This is a genomic window from Nitrospirota bacterium, from assembly GCA_040756155.1.
Classification (GTDB): domain Bacteria; phylum Nitrospirota; class Thermodesulfovibrionia; order JACRGW01; family JBFLZU01; genus JBFLZU01.
This window is the reverse complement of the sequence record JBFLZU010000059.1, coordinates 1-18,807: the sequence shown is the minus strand read 5'-3', so window position 1 is coordinate 18,807 and position 18,807 is coordinate 1. Positions and strand designations below refer to the sequence as shown.

The 18,807-nt window shown below is 41.0% G+C and carries 18 protein-coding genes; all 18 read left to right on the top strand.

The window, feature by feature from the left end; genetic code table 11:
• Positions 1 to 669: gamma-glutamyl-gamma-aminobutyrate hydrolase family protein (locus AB1488_05960; protein MEW6409642.1), on the top strand; the 669-nt coding region annotated here is incomplete at its 5' end.
• On the top strand, positions 666 to 1,784 hold the full coding sequence (locus AB1488_05955) for a site-2 protease family protein (GenBank protein MEW6409641.1): 1,119 nt from the start codon (positions 666 to 668) through the stop codon (positions 1,782 to 1,784). The genes AB1488_05960 and AB1488_05955, both read left to right, overlap by 4 nt.
• A complete protein-coding gene (locus AB1488_05950) occupies positions 1,781 to 2,845 on the top strand; it encodes an AI-2E family transporter (protein ID MEW6409640.1) in 1,065 nt (354 codons plus the stop codon). The genes AB1488_05955 and AB1488_05950 overlap by 4 nt, the downstream gene beginning before the upstream one ends.
• Positions 2,846 to 3,048: 203 nt before the next feature.
• A complete protein-coding gene (locus AB1488_05945; GenBank protein MEW6409639.1) occupies positions 3,049 to 4,170 on the top strand; it encodes a hypothetical protein in 1,122 nt (373 codons plus the stop codon).
• A gap of 22 nt (positions 4,171 to 4,192) precedes the next feature.
• Complete coding sequence (locus tag AB1488_05940; GenBank protein MEW6409638.1) at positions 4,193 to 4,861, top strand: hypothetical protein; 669 nt, start codon at positions 4,193 to 4,195, stop codon at positions 4,859 to 4,861.
• 14 nt (positions 4,862 to 4,875) lie between these two features.
• Positions 4,876 to 5,925 (top strand): mechanosensitive ion channel family protein, encoded by a 1,050-nt coding sequence (locus tag AB1488_05935; GenBank protein MEW6409637.1) that lies wholly within the window; start codon positions 4,876 to 4,878, stop codon positions 5,923 to 5,925.
• A 1-nt stretch (position 5,926) separates the two neighbouring features.
• Positions 5,927 to 7,135, top strand: coding sequence for a glycosyl transferase (locus tag AB1488_05930; GenBank protein MEW6409636.1), 1,209 nt, complete (start codon positions 5,927 to 5,929; stop codon positions 7,133 to 7,135).
• A 73-nt stretch (positions 7,136 to 7,208) separates the two neighbouring features.
• Complete coding sequence (locus AB1488_05925; GenBank protein MEW6409635.1) at positions 7,209 to 9,506, top strand: heavy metal translocating P-type ATPase; 2,298 nt, start codon at positions 7,209 to 7,211, stop codon at positions 9,504 to 9,506.
• Positions 9,507 to 9,520: 14 nt separating this feature from the next.
• The gene (locus AB1488_05920; GenBank protein ID MEW6409634.1) at positions 9,521 to 10,180 is read left to right on the top strand and encodes a hypothetical protein; all 660 of its coding nucleotides are present in this window, start codon (positions 9,521 to 9,523) and stop codon (positions 10,178 to 10,180) included.
• Complete coding sequence (locus AB1488_05915) at positions 10,181 to 10,393, top strand: LapA family protein (protein ID MEW6409633.1); 213 nt, start codon at positions 10,181 to 10,183, stop codon at positions 10,391 to 10,393. It abuts the gene before it with no gap.
• A gap of 29 nt (positions 10,394 to 10,422) precedes the next feature.
• Entirely contained in the window at positions 10,423 to 11,643 is a 1,221-nt protein-coding gene (locus tag AB1488_05910; GenBank protein ID MEW6409632.1) for a peptidoglycan DD-metalloendopeptidase family protein, read from the top strand.
• Positions 11,644 to 11,647: 4 nt separating this feature from the next.
• The gene (locus AB1488_05905) at positions 11,648 to 12,319 is read left to right on the top strand and encodes a DUF5752 family protein (protein MEW6409631.1); all 672 of its coding nucleotides are present in this window, start codon (positions 11,648 to 11,650) and stop codon (positions 12,317 to 12,319) included.
• On the top strand, positions 12,316 to 13,527 hold the full coding sequence (locus AB1488_05900) for a glycosyltransferase (GenBank protein ID MEW6409630.1): 1,212 nt from the start codon (positions 12,316 to 12,318) through the stop codon (positions 13,525 to 13,527). Before AB1488_05905 ends, AB1488_05900 begins: the two co-directional genes overlap by 4 nt.
• A 12-nt stretch (positions 13,528 to 13,539) precedes the next feature.
• Positions 13,540 to 15,483 carry a 1,4-alpha-glucan branching protein GlgB gene (glgB, locus tag AB1488_05895; protein MEW6409629.1) on the top strand — a complete coding sequence of 648 codons (1,944 nt, stop codon included), beginning with the start codon at positions 13,540 to 13,542 and terminating at the stop codon, positions 15,481 to 15,483.
• Between the two features lie 109 nt (positions 15,484 to 15,592).
• Positions 15,593 to 16,768 carry an ABC transporter substrate-binding protein gene (locus AB1488_05890; GenBank protein MEW6409628.1) on the top strand — a complete coding sequence of 392 codons (1,176 nt, stop codon included), beginning with the start codon at positions 15,593 to 15,595 and terminating at the stop codon, positions 16,766 to 16,768.
• Positions 16,765 to 17,631 (top strand): sugar ABC transporter permease, encoded by an 867-nt coding sequence (locus tag AB1488_05885; GenBank protein ID MEW6409627.1) that lies wholly within the window; start codon positions 16,765 to 16,767, stop codon positions 17,629 to 17,631. Before AB1488_05890 ends, AB1488_05885 begins: the two co-directional genes overlap by 4 nt.
• On the top strand, positions 17,628 to 18,443 hold the full coding sequence (locus AB1488_05880) for a carbohydrate ABC transporter permease (protein ID MEW6409626.1): 816 nt from the start codon (positions 17,628 to 17,630) through the stop codon (positions 18,441 to 18,443). The genes AB1488_05885 and AB1488_05880 overlap by 4 nt, the downstream gene beginning before the upstream one ends.
• Positions 18,444 to 18,446: 3 nt before the next feature.
• A partial coding sequence (locus AB1488_05875) for an ABC transporter ATP-binding protein (protein ID MEW6409625.1) occupies positions 18,447 to 18,807 on the top strand: 361 nt, incomplete at its 3' end.

Genomic DNA, 18,807 nt, shown 5'->3' with positions numbered 1-18,807 from the left:
ATGAAGCCAATCATTGGCATAACAACAGATATAGATGGTAATCGCAGTTACCTCAGGTTGGAATATATAGATTTCGTAAAAAACGTGGGTGGTATACCGCTCCTTATAACACCAACATCGGTAGAAGATGTCATGGCAATTGTCGATACAATTGATGGTCTCTTACTCTCAGGTGGTGATGACATTCATCCCTCTTACTATGGAGAAGAGATTACTGCAGAACTCAAACTTACTTCTAATGCAAGAACAGATTTTGAGATAGCACTACTCAATGAAGCAATAAGGGCAAGAAAACCGCTACTTGGCATATGTTATGGTATGCAACTTATGAATATTGTAACTGGAGGAACACTTTATCAGGATATAGAAAAGCACAGAGAGAGCAGGCACACGGTTAACATCTATTCAAATACGAAATTATATGATATAGTTAAGGTAGATGTGACAGATGTCAATAGCACACATCATCAATCTGTTAAGGTCGTCGGGAAAAATATAGTGGTAACTGCTGTAGCACCAGATGGTATTGTTGAAGCTATCGAACTTCAGAATTATCCATTTTTCATAGGTGTCCAGTGGCACCCGGAGAGAAATCCTGAAGACCTATCCACAATGGCGCTTGCATCTGCATTCATTGAAATATCAAGAAAGAGGATTAATCAAAGATGAACGAGTCAATTACTATAGGCAGGATTATAGGCATCAGGATAAAGATACACTATACATGGTTCATCGTATTTGGTCTTGTTATGATCTCATTAGCTACGGCATACTTCCCTAAAGAATACGAGGCGCTGAGCAGGCTGTCATACTGGATACCGGCAGGCATAACCACAGTTATGCTCTTTGCATCTGTACTTCTTCATGAGCTCGCCCATAGCTGGGTTGCCCAGAAAAATGGTATAACTATAAGAGGAATAACCCTTTTCATATTCGGTGGTGTAGCAGAGCTTACAGGAGAGCCTCCAACCGCAAAGGCTGAATTTAAGATAGCTATTGCAGGTCCGCTGATGAGTTTTGCACTTGCCGGAGTTTTTTATCTCATAGGTGCAACTATTCAGATGGGAATAGAGGCTTACTCGACTGTAAAGTATCTTAGTTATATAAATGTAATACTTGCACTATTTAATTTAGCGCCCGGATTCCCACTTGATGGGGGAAGGGTCTTAAGAGCTGCTATCTGGAAATTCACGGGCGACCTCAAGAAGGCAACAAAGACCGCAAGTGTGATAGGACAGGGGTTTGCCTTTTTACTTATATTCTGGGGAATAATGGAAATGTTCGGAGGACATCTATTTAACGGACTCTGGCTTATAGTAATCGGATTCTTCCTTGATCATGCGTCAAAGAGTAGTTACCAGCAACTCCTGTTAAAAAGAATGCTTAGCGGGATAAAAATAGGTGCAATCATGGAAAAAGATGTAATTACAGTAGACCAGAAGACGAACCTAAAAAACCTTGTAGATGATTACTTCTTCAAATATAGATACTCAAGTTTTCCCGTAATGGATGGAGAAAGGCTGGTTGGCATTATATCAATAAATAATGTTAAAGACATCCATCCAGAGAAATGGTCATACACAGATGTGTATGATATTATGCAGAAAATTCACGAAGGTCTTGTGGTATCTGACGATGAGGATGCAGTCAATGTCCTTGACAGGATGCTCAGGAATAATGTCAGGAAGTTAGTTGTCAGTCATGGAGATAGGATTAAAGGAATTGTAACACTGCAGGACATAATGAAGCTCTTCAGTATAAAGACAGACCTTGGTGGGCCATGATTAAAGCAGAGTATTTCTATCATCTAATAGCCATATCGGTGGTCGGAATTCTATTCTATCTCTTTGTTAAATTATTACTGCCCTTTGCCATTCCAATCCTCTGGGCAATAATATTTGTTGTGCTGTTTTACCCTCTTTACAGGAAAATCGGAGAGCGATTTATAAGGAATAAATCCCTCAACGCACTCTTTATGTGTTTTCTGATAACTGTTATTATTATAGTCCCATTCGGATTTGCAGTCGCCACCCTGATAGAAGAGATAGCAACTACATACAAAAATTATGAATCTCACATAAAGGCAGGAGAATTTCAGTTTCTCAATCTACTTAAGGAAAACCTTCTTGTTTCAAGAATCGAAGATACACTCGAGAGATATATTGGCACAGCAGGCATAGATGTCAATGAGATGGTGATGGCTAATCTTAAAAGGATAGGCGCAATCATTGCAAATATGGCTACCACTGTGGTAAAGAATTTCTCTGCATTTCTCTTTAATTTTGTCCTTATGATACTTTCCATGTTTTACCTCTTTAAGGATGGAGACAGGCTTTTAGGGTATACCAAGGGTATACTCCCCATAACAGATACGAGGAGGGATGCTATATTCTCCCGTATGAACGACCTCGTATATGCCACAGTATATGGTGGAGTCCTTGTGGCGATAATTCAGGGGACAGTTGGTGGTGTTGCCTTCTGGATACTGGGGCTCTCATCCCCTGTATTCTGGGGAACGATGATGGCATTCTTTTCTTTTCTTCCGATACTCGGCACAGCAATTATCTGGATCCCCGCAGCAATAATACTCTTTATCAAAGGCGCTTATCTAAAAGGTTTTATCCTTATACTCATTGGAACACTTATTGTAGGAACCATTGATAATGTTTTGAAGCCCCTTCTTATAAGTGGGAGGACAAAACTCCACGCCTTGATAGTTTTTTTTAGTGTAATGGGAGGCATCCATGTATTCGGTCTTATAGGGATGATATTAGGACCACTACTCGCAGCGATATGCATTGGACTTATAGAATTATATAAAGAATGGGCGGTTGAAAATGTATGAGGGTGTTCAGTAAATATGGTTTTTATGTCATTCCTGCGAAAGCAGGAATCCAGACATGTCCCCCATATCAAGTACGGGGCAGGCTCTGTCAAGCACGGAATGACAAGTTGCGGTAAAAGGAAATTACAATATGCTCAGAGAATCTTGATTTTTAAGTCTCTTTGAGTTTTTGAACAGCCTCATATATAAACAGGAGGTAACACATGGTAACACATAAGGAACTACAGGAGTTAATAAACACCGCTGGTGATGGTAATCTCTTCGTCAGTCTATATCTCAATGTAAACCCTATCACAAACCCTAAGGGAGATTATCAGATACATTTCAAGAATCTCCTGAAAAAGGAACTCGATAGGATAGGGAAACAGGGAGAGAAAATGCTCAGGGAAGATATAAGGCGTATAGAGATATTCCTCAACGGAAACAGAAGAGATTTTAAAAAGGGGTTGACTATAATCACTTCTGCTCCGGTTGAATTCTGGAGGATATATCACCTTTCCGTTCCTGTGAGAAATGAACTTGTAATTGATAAGACCCCCCATATCAAACCACTTACAGATATCCTTGATAACTACCAGAGATATGCTGTTGTGCTTGTTGACAAAGAATCTGCACGTATATTTCTCATACATCTCGGTGAGATAGAAGAATATACAGAGATGTTCACTCCTGACATCCCTGGAAAACATAAGAAAGGTGGTTGGTTCGCCCTTGAGGAGACACGGAGAACTAGGCACATAGAACATCATATAACCATGCATCTGAAGGATGTGGTAAAGGTGCTTGAGGGGTTTCTCCCGCAGGAATATATAGGAAGAATTATTCTCGGTGGTTCACATGAGGCACTCTTGAGGTTTCGCTCCATGTTACCTATAACGATTGCTGATAAGGTGGCGGGGACATTTTCTGCAGAGATGTTTGCAAGTAACCAGGATATCCTTAAGAAATCCATGGAGGCTATAGAGCAGATAGAACTTCAGAAAGAAAAAGAACTCGTAGATGAGATGATAACAAGGACACACAAAAACGAATATGGTGTATTAGGAATAGACGATGTACTTACAAGTTTACGGGAAGGAAAGATACACAAACTTATATTCCATGAGGGGTATACAACATCAGGACTCAGGTGTATAAACTGCGATTTTCTTACAGTTCAGGGTGTAGAACAATGTCCGTATTGCGGGAGGGTGGTTGAGCCATTTAATTATATAGTTGATTTAGTGGTTCAGAAGGCAGTAGAACAGGGGGCACGGGTAGAGGTCATAAGAGAAAATGAAAGGCTTAAATCTGCAGGAAATATAGGTGCTATATTAAGGTTTTAGGTTTTAAAAGGGGGGTAAAACAATGATAAAACGAATCTCAAAAGTCTTGGCTTTAGCAGGAACAATATCTATTATTTCATGTGCATCTGTTGCTCACTATCCCGTTTCCCTCAAATACGAATCAACAAGGTATATTCCTCCTGCAGAGAAAGGGCTACAGCAATCAATTATCACAGTTGCTCTTTTTAACGACCTTAGAAAGGTCACAGATAGATGGACTATAGGCAGAAAGGTTGAATCAGATGGAAAAGAAATAAAGGTAATCTCAAAGTCTCAGCCACCATCTGATGCAGTCGCAAGGGCGATAGGTGCCGTTTTTTCAAAAGTGGGTTACACTGTATCTGGAGAGACACCACATTGGGACCTGAGAGAAGGTTCTATACGTCCTTCTATGGGAAAGATAGTTATTGGAGGAAATATAGATGAACTTGTGGTTGAGTGCTACACGGGATTCCTAAAGGCACAGTATGAATCAAGGGTCAGACTAAGAGTTATTGTTGCCGATGTGGAAAAGAATAAAATAATCTACACAACGAATGTTGACAGTTCAAACTCATTCAGAGATGTCGCTTTTAGTGAAGAGAAAATGGAAGAGCAGGCAAACAATGCCCTTTCAACCGCTATAGAGAGGATACTCGAAAACAGAGAACTCCGCTCGAAGATAGAAGAAGTTCTAAGAAAAAGGTCTTGAGATTGGAGGAATAATTGGACATTAATTTAAAGAGGATATTCATTCCTGTAATAGTAGTCTTGATATCTACATCTGTATTACTCATCATAAGGGGTATTACTTTCAGGCTCCTTCACAGATGGGCGGAAAAAACGGAGATAAAGATTGACGACATTATAGTAAAATCGCTTAAAACTCCATCCATTTACTGGTGCATTGCCATTGGACTTTATATCGGAGTTGCCATTTCAGAGCTTCCAGAAAAGTATGTCTTTTATTTCAGCAAGACCATCCATGTAGTTGTGATTCTTTCAATCACAATTGCCACTGCAAACCTATCAGGAAAGATATTCAGAGATTACATACAGAAATCAGACCTTCCAATTCCTACAACAGGACTTGCATATGGAATATTGAAGGGGACAATCCTCATTATAGGTTTGTTGATTATACTCAGTGTAATTGGGATTTCGATAACTCCTCTCATTACAGCCCTCGGTGTCGGAGGCCTTGCGGTTGCCCTTGCACTTCAGGACACGCTCGCAAACCTCTTTGCAGGGATCCATATACTTGTTGAAAAGTCCATCAGAGTCGGAGATTTTATAAAGCTTGAGACAGGGCAGGAAGGATATGTCGAAGACATTACATGGAGAACTACAAGGGTGAGGATGTTACCTAACAACATAGTGGTGATTCCCAACAGCAAACTTGCACAGAGTGTTGTTACGAACTATTATCTCCCTGAAAAAAGGATGTCTTTACTAATTCCGATAGGTGTCAGTTATTCTTCTGACCCCGAAAAGGTTGAGAGGATACTTGTCGAGGAGGCTAAAAAGGCTATCGGAGAAATCCCGGGTCTGCTCGGGAATCCTGAACCCTTCGTCAGATTCATACCGGGATTCGGAGATAGCTCCCTTGATTTTACCCTTATATGCCAGGTGCAGGAATTTGTTGACCAGTATCTTGCTCAACATGAACTTAGAAAGAGGATATTCAAGAGATTTAAAGAAGAGGGTATCGAGATACCATTCCCTATAAGAACTGTATATCTTAAAAATCATTCAGAAAAGGATTCGGAGGTGTAAAATGAGTGACTTTTATCAGACAGGGGTAATTGCAACATTTCACAGACTTGGGAAATTGAATCTTGAGAAAATAGAATCGGAACTCAACTGGTATGCTCAACAGCGTCCTATCGCACTTGTGCTTCCGTCTCTGTATTCAGAAATCGAAGGTGAAGCCTTAAAAGATATCATACGAGAACTCAAGGAGGTTAAATATTTAAGAGAAATTGTGGTCACACTTGGTCAGTCAAATGAAGAAGAATTCAAACACGCTAAGGAATTCTTCTCAGTACTTCCCCAGAAGGTAAGGATTATATGGAATGATGGCAAACGGGTACAGAATCTTTATACACTTTTAGAGGAACAGGGGTTAAGTGCTGGTATCGATGGGAAAGGCAGGTCAACATGGATGTCTTATGGTTATATTATAGCGGTCGGTGAATGTGATGTCATTGCCCTGCATGACTGCGATATACTCACTTATAACAGAGAAATGCTCGCAAGGTTATGCTATCCTGTGACCAATCCAAATCTTGACTACGAATTCTGCAAAGGTTTTTATAGTCGCGTAACAGACAGGATGCATGGGAGGGTAACAAGACTTCTTGTCACTCCGCTGATAAGGGCACTCGAAAAGTTACTCGGTTACCTTCCTCTGCTTGTGTATTTTGATAGTTTCCGTTATCCACTGGCAGGTGAGTTTTCTATGATAACTGACCTTGCAAGAGTTAACAGGATTCCGGGTGATTGGGGACTTGAGGTTAGTGTTCTTGCAGAGGTATATAGGAACTGTGCTATCAGGAGGATATGCCAGGTAGATCTTTGTGAAAACTATGAACACAAGCACCAGGAACTCTCACCTGAAGACCCTGAAAAAGGTCTTATGAAAATGGCTGTAGATATAACAAAGTCACTCTTCAGAACACTGGCATCAGAAGGGGTCATATTTTCAGAAGGATTATTCAAGACATTAATCGCCACATATCTCAGGACTTCACAGGATATGCTAAAAAGATATGAGGATGACTGTGCTATAAATGGTCTTTTCTTCGATAGACACGAAGAAGGCACTGCTGTCGAGGCATTCACACGTGGAATAAGGATAGCAGGGCAGACAATAATGGAAGACCCACTCGGTGCACCATTGATTCCGAGCTGGAGTAGGGTAACATCAGCGATTCCTGATATACCTAATATGATAAAAGAGGCGGTAGAAGAAGATAATAAATAATGTTATATTTGTAGGAAAAATTTTTAAGGGAAAACTATTGTTAAACCGCCATATTCGGCATGGAGAGGAAAAGATGAAAGTAACAGACCCTGTATGCAAAATGAACATAGAAGACAAGGATGCTGCTACCACTTCGGCTCACAAAAATACTACCTATTATTTCTGTTCAAAAAATTGTAAGGATAAATTTGACAAAGACCCGGAAGCATTTCTCATGGAGAAAGCTGCCGAGCCTCCAAAAACAGGGGTAATTTCTGGTAAGACTGAATGGACATGTCCGATGCATCCTGAAATTGTTCGTGATGCTCCTGGAAGTTGTCCTATTTGCGGCATGGCGCTTGAGCCAAAATCTGCTCTTGGGGAAGAAGAAAACCCCGAGCTTATTGACATGACGAGGCGGTTCAGGGTCGGGGTTGTTTTAACAGTTCCTTTAGTCATTATTGCTATGCATAACTATATCCCGGGCATTTCCCTTGAAGGTTTAATCCCCCCAAAAATTATGAAATGGCTGGAACTTATTCTTGCCACACCTGTTGTTCTCTGGGGCGGCTTGCCATTTTTTGTGCGTGGATGGCAGTCAATTATAAACCGCAGTCCTAACATGTTCACATTAATCGGGCTTGGTGTGAGTGTTGCATACATCTACAGCGTTGTGGCAACGCTCTTTCCTGATATATTTCCTGTGTCTTTTCGCAAAGAAGGCGGAGAAGTGGGCGTTTATTTTGAAGCTGCCGCTGTCATTGTGATTCTGGTGCTGTTAGGGCAGGTGCTTGAACTGAAGGCACGCAGCAAGACAGGAGCAGCGATTAAAGCCCTTCTCGGTCTGGCGCCCAAAACAGCCCGTCGCATCAAAAATGGGACGGAAGAAGACATTCCGCTTGAGCATGTAGATAAAGGAGATATCCTCCGCGTGAGGCCTGGTGAGAAGATTCCTGTAGACGGCGTAGTGATTGAGGGAACAAGCTCTGTTGACGAGTCAATGGTTACCGGTGAGCCGATTCCTGTGCAAAAGGACAAAGGAGACCGTGTTATAGGTGCTACTGTTAATGGAACAGGCATGTTAATAATGAAGGCAGAGAAGGTGGGAGCGGATACCCTGCTTTCACAGATTGTTCATATGGTTGCAGAAGCACAGCGAAGTCGTGCCCCTATTCAGAAACTCGCTGATATAGTCGCAGCCTACTTTGTCCAGATCGTCGTTGCTATAGCAGTCTTAACCTTCATTATGTGGGCTTGGATAGGCCCTGAGCCAAAAATGGCACTTGCACTCATCAATGCAGTTGCTGTTCTGATAATAGCCTGCCCTTGCGCCCTTGGACTTGCAACACCGATGTCTATCATGGTTGCAATGGGCAAGGGTGCAACAGCAGGTGTGCTTTTCAAAAATGCAGAGGCAATTGAGGTAATGAAGAAGATAGATACAATTGTAGTAGATAAGACAGGAACGCTTACCATAGGTAAACCAAGACTTGTAGATGTTATCCCGAGCAGTGGGTTTGATGAGAAGCCAATAATCCATTTTGCTGCAAGCATTGAACGGGGCAGCGAACACCCTCTCGCAGCAGCGATAATGGCAGGGGCGAATGAAAAGGGCATAAAACTGACTGATGTGGAAAATTTCAAGTCCGTGACCGGCAAAGGGGTCATGGGTAAAATTGACGGGCATGAAGTAGCACTCGGCAACCACAAACTCCTTGATGACATCGGTATTGACCCTGGTGAACTATCTCAGAAGGCTGAGACAATGCGGAGAGAAGGACAGACAGTAATGTTCGTTTCTGTGGATGGAAAGGTGGTCGGACTGTTAGGTGTGGCTGACCCGATAAAGGAGACCACGCCAGAGGCAATTGAACAGCTTCATCAAGAGGGCATCAGGATTGTCATGCTTACAGGAGACAACCGCACAACTGCAGAGGCTGTATCAAGAAAACTCGGCATTGACGATGTAATTGCCGAGGTGATGCCTGACCAGAAGTCTGAAGTCGTCAAGCGATTGCAGAATGAGGGACGAGTTGTGTCAATGGCAGGAGACGGCATTAATGACGCACCAGCTCTGGCACAGGCTCATGTGGGTATTGCCATGGGAACAGGCACTGATGTAGCTATGGAAAGCGCCGGTGTGACACTGGTAAAAGGCGACCTTAGAGGTATAGTAAGGGCAAGGCGTCTGAGCAGGGCAACGATGCGCAATATCAAGCAAAACCTCTTTTGGGCATTTGCCTATAATGCACTCGGAGTTCCAGTGGCTGCAGGTATTCTCTATCCATTCTGGGGCATCCTGCTCAGTCCTATTTTTGCTGCTGCTGCAATGAGCTTCAGCTCAGTGTCAGTAGTTGGCAATGCCCTCAGGTTGCGAAGAGCAAAGCTTTGAGACGGAGGTGTGATATGAAAAATGTATTAGTGGTAATACTTTTGATTGTAGTCTTTGCAGGTGCAGGTTACTATGGACTGCCAATACTTATAGAGAAAGAGACTGCTGGGCTTAAATCCGATGTTCAAGATTTAAAGAAGAGACTCCAAAAAATAGAGGAGGAATCAAAGGTTGCTCTATTGAAGCCTGATGCTGATATACAGCGGATCATAAAAACGGTGAATGTTATCTCTTCTAAGGTTATCTCTCTTGAGAATTCTTTTAAGAAAGGCATATCCGTAACGGATGAGACAATAAAAAAGCAGAAGACAACAACTGAAGATGCTTTAAGGAAACAGGCTGAAGCCATTGATAAAATCAATAAGGAGACACAGGCTAAAGTACAGAGGATTATGTTCGATGCTGTAATGGTAAACATCAGAGGACATATTTTAAAGGTGAGAGTAGATCTTCTCTCCAAAAATATCGGTACTGTAAGAAATGAGCTTGACCTCCTTAATGAAGGGTTTGAAAAGGCAAAGACCTTAGCTTCTAATGAAAACAAAAAGGCTATTGAGGAATTTCAATTAGCGATTAAAAAAGCAAAGACAGAAATAGATACCGATTTGCCGGCAGCAATAAACAGAATCGACCTTTTATGGCATGAAATGGGTAAACTACTAAGGAAGGCATGAATGTTTACAATAGTACTTTTATTGATTATCATTACAGTGGTGACCATCTTTTCAGTTCAAAACGCAGCGCCTGTTGCAATTTCTTTTCTTTTCTGGAGGTTCGATGCATCACTTGCGATAGTTATATTTCTTTCTGTGCTTACAGGAGTAGTAATAACAGCAATTATTGTATCTTCGGTATATATTAAACAATCTGTAAAGAAACCAAAATAAACCATACTATTAAAGACAAAGGAGGGAGAATGAGGAAGGTATTTATAACACTCGTTTTTTTAATAATAGTAATTCTTACAATAAGAAGTAATCTTAGCATTATAAACGAATCAGAAAAAGCTGCATCCACAAAGCAAGAAGCTTATCGAGAAATAAGCGGCACTATCAAAACAGGAGAAACACTTTTTGATATCTTTAAGAAATACGAGCTTAATATAGAAGAATTTTTCAAGTTAAAAGAGGCATCTGCAGATATTCACAGATTGAGGAAACTATATCCAGGCCATCCTTACAAAATAATAATTGACAGCAACAACCAGATTAACTCTTTTGAATACTGGATAAATGACGATTATATCTTAAACATTAACCGCACCGAATCGGGATTTTTTGCTGAAAAGATATCTGTGGACTATGAAAAAAGGCTCCGGCACATGGGAGGAGTTATAAAAGACAACCTCATCTCATCTATGGAAGAAGACAGGGAAAACCTAATTTTAGCACTTCAACTTTCAGATATATTTGCATGGGATATAGATTTTACAACTGACCTTAGAAATGGTGATACATTTAAAATTGTTGTTGGGGAATTTTATTTAGATGGAGAATTTAAAAAATATGGAGATATACTCTCTGCTGAATTTGTGAATAATGGTGAGACCTATCGCGCTTATAGATTCGAGCATGATGGAAGGGTTGATTACTACGATGGTGCAGGTAAATCACTGAGAAGGGCATTTCTAAAGGCACCTCTGAGTTTCAGGCGTATAAGCTCAGGGTTTACCAGTGGTCGGTTCCATCCAATACTAAAGATATACAGACCGCATCACGGGCTTGACTATACTGCTCCTAAAGGCGCCCCTGTTTCTGCCATTGGCGATGGAACAGTTATATTTGCTGGATATAAGGGTCAGAATGGCAAACTTATAATAATAAAGCATCCCAATGGCTATAAAACCTATTATGGACATTTATCAAGATTTAGAAAGGGTATTAGAAGAGGAGTGAGAGTAAATCAAGGTCAAATCATTGGTTATGTTGGTACTACAGGACTTGCAACAGGACCACATCTTCATTACGAAATGAGGATTAATAATAAACCTGTTAATCCTCTTATTGTGAAATTGCCCCGAGGAAGGTCTATTCCAAAGAAATTGATGGCTAATTTCAGAAACTTCAAAAATGAAATGGATGTAAAGCTTGCTTCCATAAAACCATCAGTTTTTGTTTTTGCTGAAAAAAGAAATTGAATCTATGGAAAAAATAATTGAGCCTTTTGAATTCAAACAATGCATCAGCATCCTTAACTCCACAGGTAGAAAAGCTAAAAATCTCCGCGAGCTAAGAGATGTAATAGCTATAGTAAGCGATGAGGCCATATTCCATCACACATACCAGTATTTTTTAAAAGGCCATATCCTCGAATACACGAATGACTTTGCTCACTGGGCTAGTGAAAGTCTTGAGGAAAGGGTCCTCTCAGAACACCTTTCAAACATAGACCCCTATGACTTTAAGACTATTGATGACCTAAGAAGTGAACTGCTAAATGTAATAGATAAGTATATCGAAAGATTTCCTGAGCCAAGGGAGGCAATTCCTGGTGATGAATTTTATTTCAACGAGACAGTAACACTGATATTTCCTGTTGGGATAATAGCCATGAACCTTGCGGAGTTTCTTATAGCTATAAAATACATAGATGTAGGTTCCATATACTATCATTTTTATGAGGCGAGGATACGCCTTGGAGTAGATGACTTTTCGAAGTGGATGGAAGATGTCTTAGGGAAGAGAAAACTTGCAGGAAGGGTAAGGGCTATAGACCCATTCATGCACAGCATAGAAGGAATAAGAGAACATATAGCAGAGGCGGTTGAAAAAGAGGTGAGGGAGGATATGGAATTTACAGGGATTGAGAGATGATTACTCAATATTCAGGCATAGCACCAAAGAGTGATCTATTGCTACTACAGAAGCTCGGTGAAATATTAAATAACAGGTCTTTCCTTCACATAAATTCCACTCGAACAGGTGGTGGGGTAGCAGAAATCCTCCAGAGAATGATACCCCTGCTTAAGGAACTTGGTATCAATGCGCGGTGGGAAGTGATAGAAGGTAATGAAAAGTTCTTTGAAATAACAAAAAAAATACACAACGCCCTCCAAGGCAATGTTGAGAGAATTACCAATGATATGTGGCAACAACACTATGAGGTAAACCGAGAGAACTCAGAAAAGATCAGCCTTTATGCTGATGCCGTTGTAATACACGACCCTCAACCTATACCCCTTGTTGAATTTAAGAAGAATGGAAAATGGATCTGGAGATGTCATATTGATGTATCTAATCCATTAAAGGAAATATATAATTATCTGAGTCGCTACTGTGAAAAATATGACGCTGCCATTTTCTCTGTAGCAAAATTTACAAGAGCAATGCCTATAGATGAATTCATTACTCCACCGTCGATAGACCCTATCAGCGAAAAAAACAGAGAATTAACAGATGGAGAGATAAAGGAGATATCGGAGAGGTTGCAGATACCGATAGACAGACCGATAATCCTTCAGGTATCGAGGTTTGATAGATTCAAAGACCCAATAGGTGTGATAAAGGCTTACAGATTAGTCAAGAGGTATAATGATTGTATCCTCATCCTTGCAGGAAGCCCTGCAACAGATGATCCGGAAGGAGAGATAGTCTTAAACGAGGTAAAAGAATATGCAGCCAATGATCCTGATATACATGTTCTGCTTCTGCCACCCTTTAGTGACAGAGAGATAAATGCCTTACAGAGAGTAGCCACCATCGTTTTACAGAAGTCTTTGAAAGAAGGCTTTGGTCTTACAGTATCTGAAGCCATGTGGAAAGGAAAACCAGTGATAGGCGGTGCTACAGGTGGCATTCCACTTCAGATAATACACGGAGTAACTGGTTTTCTTGTCCATTCAGTGGAGGGAACTGCATTCAGGGTAAGGCAGTTCCTCAATAATCCAGAAATGGCAAAGAGGATGGGTGAGAAAGGAAGGGAATATGTAAGAAATAATTTTCTAATAACGAGACAGATACGGGATTATCTGGCTATATGGTATTTTATGGAAAATAAAGGCAAGAACATTCTGGAGTTGTAATGGGGAAGTCATATGGCAAAAGGGTCTGACGGGAAAAACGAGCATGTAATATATGGTGTGAGTCCTTTGACAGAACATGATATTTATCTTTTTAAAGAGGGAAATCACTTCAGGCTCTATGAAAAACTGGGCTCCCATTTGATGACGGTGAACGGAGTTAACGGTACCCACTTTGCTGTATGGGCTCCTTATGCAAGAGAAGTATCGGTTATCGGTGATTTTAATGGATGGAACAAAGAATCTCATCCTTTAAGGGTAAGATGGGATGGGTCAGGCATCTGGGAGGGTTTTATTCCAGGGATTGGTAATGGTACGCTGTACAAGTATCATATTGTTTCCAGACATAATAACTATGAAGTTGATAAAGGAGACCCCTTTGCTTTTTACTGGCAGGTGCCTCCAAAGACAGCCTCTGTTGTCTGGGATTTAAGCTATAAGTGGAACGATACAGAATGGATGGAAAACCGTCGAAGATATAACTCGCTTAGATCACCCTTTGCTGTTTATGAGATTCATCCCGGGTCATGGCGAAGGATACCTGAAGAAAACAATCGTTTTCTCACTTACAGGGAAATGGGCAGATATCTCCCTGAATACATAAGAGACATGGGGTTCACCCATATAGAATTCACCCCTTTAATGGAACATCCTTTTTATGGCTCCTGGGGATACCAGACAGTGGGATACTTTGCTCCCACCAGCAGATATGGCACTCCACAGGATTTTATGTATCTGATTGATAGTCTTCATCAACATGGCGTCGGTGTTATACTTGACTGGGTCCCTTCCCATTTTCCAGATGATGAGCACGGGTTGGTCTATTTTGACGGAACCCACCTATATGAACATGCAGACCCCAAGAAAAGTTTTCACCCTGACTGGAATAGTTATATATTTAACTATGGTCGTCATGAGGTACGTGCCTTTCTTATCAGTAGTGCTCTCTTCTGGCTGGTGAAATACCATGCAGACGGTCTCAGGATTGACGCTGTGGCATCCATGTTATATCTCGACTACGGAAGAAAGGAAGGCGAGTGGATTCCCAATAAATATGGTGGGAAAGAAAATATAGAAGCCATTATTTTTCTTAGAAGACTGAACGAAGAAGTTTACCGCTCCTATCCCGATGTCCAGACAATTGCTGAAGAATCAACAGCATGGCCTATGGTTTCAAGACCGACCTATGTAGGTGGCCTTGGCTTTGGCATGAAGTGGAACATGGGATGGATGCACGATATCCTCGATTATTTTTCGAAGGACCCCGTCTACCGTAAATATTACCACAACCAGCTTACCTTCAGTATTATGTATGCCTTTTTCGAAAACTTTATACTTTCCCTTTCTCACGACGAAGTGGTTTATGGGAAAGGGTCGCTTATCAGTAAGATGCCCGGTGATGACTGGCAGAAATTTGCTAATCTTCGTCTTCTTTTCGGCTACCTGTATACTCACCCAGGCAAAAAGCTCCTGTTCATGGGGGGTGAGTTTGGACAATGGAGGGAATGGTTTCACGAAGATAGCTTAGACTGGCATATACTGCAATATCCTCCACATCAGGATATTCAGAGATGGGTTCAACATCTAAATGTATTGTATAGAGGAGAACCTGCTCTGTATGAGCTGGATTTTGAACATGCTGGGTTTGAATGGGTAGACTGCAGTGACTGGGAACAGAGCATCGTCAGCTTTTTAAGAAGGAGTAGATCTACAAAAGACACTATACTTGTAATCTGCAACCTTACCCCTGTTCTACGTTATAACTACAGAGTGGGAGTTCCTGCTGGAGGTCACTGGAAAGAGGTATTAAACAGCGATGCCAAGGAGTATGGAGGAAGTGGCCATGGCAATTTTGGAGGTGTAGAGGCCACGCCGATACCTTTTCACGGCAAGTATCATTCCCTATCGTTAATCCTGCCTCCTCTATGTATTCTTGTCTTTAAGAAAGAGGGGGAATAAAGATGAAAATTGGCGCTTAGTGTATATGGTTATAAAATTATTTTTATTGTTTTTGATCTTCCTAATCATCAGTTGCGCTCAAAAGGACAAACACAACAGTAGCACTACCTTGGTTTTCAAGCACGGTAAGATTGCAGGAGACCCAGAACCATTCAAAAAATTATTGAAAAAATTCGAGGAGGAAAATCCTGGCATAAAGGTTAAAGATGAGATATTGCCAGCCTCAACAGATGAACAGCACCAATTCTATGTCATAAACCTTGAAGGCAAGAGTCCTGATTTTGATGTCCTCAGTATGGATGTCATCTGGGTTCCTGAATTTGCAAGGGCAGGATGGTTGAAGGATTTAAGCCTTATCTTATCGAAGAATGAACAAAAAGAATTCTTCCTCGGTCCCATGCTGGCTGTCACTTTCAAAGATAAGATCTATGCAATACCATGGTACATAGACGCAGGAGTCTTGTATTACAGAAAAGACCTCCTTCAGAAATATGGCTTCTCACCTCCAAAGACATGGCAGGAGCTTGTTGATATTGCTCAATATATTACATCAAGGGAATCGGGGCTATATGGATTCATCTGGCAGGGAAAGCAATACGAGGGTTTGGTTTGCAATGTCCTTGAGTACTTCTGGAGCAATGGCGGAGATGTACTGAGAGATGAAATATCCGTTATCAAAAGTCCTGAGAATGTAGATGCCCTCCACTTTATGAGAGACCTGATTGTTAAGTATAAGATTACACCTCCCCTTGTAACAACTGCTATTGAGGAACCGACAAGACACATATTCGGAAATGGAAAAGCATTGTTCATGAGAAACTGGCCCTATGCATGGAACATCTTTGAAAAGGAAAGTTCAGCAATCAAAGGAAAAGTTGGAGTATTTCCACTCCCATCATTTCCTAACAAAGAATCTGCATCTACACTCGGTGGATGGCAGCTCGGTATAAATAGATACTCAAAACATCCAGATGCAGCAGAAAAACTGATAAAATTCTTCACATCCCCTGAGGCACAAAAGACCCTTGCCCTCACAATAGGTTATAAACCAACAAGAAAGTCTTTATATAAGGATAAGGACCTGTTAATGAAACAACCCTTTATCATTGGCCTTTATGATGTCTTTATGAAAGCAAGACCAAGGCCTGTATCGCCATATTACATAATGATAACCCAGGTTATTCAGCCTGAGTTCAGTGCTGCCATATCTGGCATAAAGACACCAGAAGAGGCATTAAATTCTGCACATAAACAGATAGAACATATTCTCAGGGTGGAGAGATGAGAAACGGTGAAGGCGGAAACAGGTTTGTAATTCCAGCCCTTATTTTATTGTCTTTTGTTACAATTTATCCAATCATTTATGTCTTTTATCTGAGTATTCACAGGAAACTTCTCATCTTTGATATTTCAAGGTTTGTTGGATTTGAGAATTATCTTTTTCTTTTAAAAGATGATAGATTCTGGAATGCCTTGAAGAATACGGCATATTTTACAGGAGTATCCGTCTCACTGGAATTGTTGTTTGGTCTTTATATTGCCTTGCTTTTAAATATGTCCTTCAGGTTGAAAGGGCTGATCAGGGCCATTGTCCTTATCCCATGGGCTATCCCAACGGTTGTGTCTGCAAGGATGTGGGAATGGATTTACAATACGGATTTTGGAATATTGAACTACATTGTTGGTACGAAGATAAACTGGCTTGGTAGCCCTTTCTGGGCAATGAATGCTGCTGTGTTTATGGATGTATGGAAGACAACGCCATTTGTTGCGATCCTTCTCATGGCAGGACTGCAGGTTATACCGCGGGAACTCTATCAGGCGGCAAGGGTTGATGGTGCAGGGAATTGGGCAACTTTCAGACGGATTACACTGCCTCTGCTAAAGCCTGTAATCCTTGTTGTGCTAATCTTTAGAACCCTTGATGCTTTCAGGGTCTTTGATGCTATTTATGTCTTGACAGGTGGAGGACCTGCAAATACTACAGAGACACTATCTATATACGCCTATAAGGTGCTATTTCAAACACTTCAATTTGGCTATGGTTCGACATTGTCAGTAATAGTCTTTTTATGTATAGGATGTATCAGCATTTTTTACATAAGGATTCTGAGCAGAGGAATGAATCGAAGATCGCGGAGCAAATGATAAAACGGGTAGGTTTTTATGTTTTGTTGATTTTAGTAGTTATATATTGTTCTGGTCCGCTTCTATGGCAATTCATCACAAGCCTAAAACCTGATTCTGAACTAACGAGGATACCTCCTGTGTTTCCAGAAAGTCTTACCATAAGACATTACATCTCTATCTTTGAGGGGCATCCTTTCTTAAGGATTATTTTAAATAGTGCAATTGTTGCATCATTTACCACTATTTCATCACTCATTATCGGCTCTCTCTGTGCCTTTGGACTTGCAAAACTAAAGGTAAGATATAAAGCCTTAATTCTCGGTTTTGTCTTATCGGTTTCTATGTTTCCGCCCATCGCAACAGTAAGCCCTCTTTATATTATCATCCGTGCCCTTGGTCTGCGAGACACATGGTGGTCGCTTATAATCACTTACACAACCTTTTCCCTTCCCCTCTCCATATGGATACTGACAAACTTTTTCAGGGAGATACCTGATGAGATCTATCTTGCGGCAAGGGTGGATGGATGCAGTCCATTTCAGGTATTTTATAGAATAATGTTCCCTTTATCAGCACCCGGGATATTTACAACTGCAATACTTGTATTTATCTTTTCATGGAATGAGTTTCTATTTGCATTAACCTTTACATCTACGCCTGCATCAAGGACGATACCAGTTGGCATAGCACTATTCCCAGGTCTCCATGAGATCCCCTGGGGTGACATTGCAGCAGCCTCTGTGGTCGTGACCATTCCCCTCATAATTCTCGTCTTCGCATTTCAGAGGAGGATTATTGAAGGTCTGACGGCTGGAGCAGTAAAGGGGTAAGAAATGGCTGAAATAAGATTTGAAAAAGTAAAGAAAAGATTTAAAGATATTGTAGTAATAAAGGAACTTGATTTAACGATAAATGATGGAGAGTTTTTCACCTTTGTTGGCCCAAGTGGATGTGGAAAATCCACGATCCTGAACATGATTGCAGGGCTCGAGTCAGTAACAGAAGGAAGGATATGTTTTGATGATACAGCAGTGAATGCTCTTTCTCCGAAAGAAAGGGATGTGGCGATGGTCTTTCAGAGCTATGCACTTTATCCCCACATGTCTATCCATGAAAACATAGCCTTTCCATTGAAGATGAAGAAGGCAGAAAAAGAATTTATTGAAAATGAAGTTAAACGGGTTGCAGCTCTTC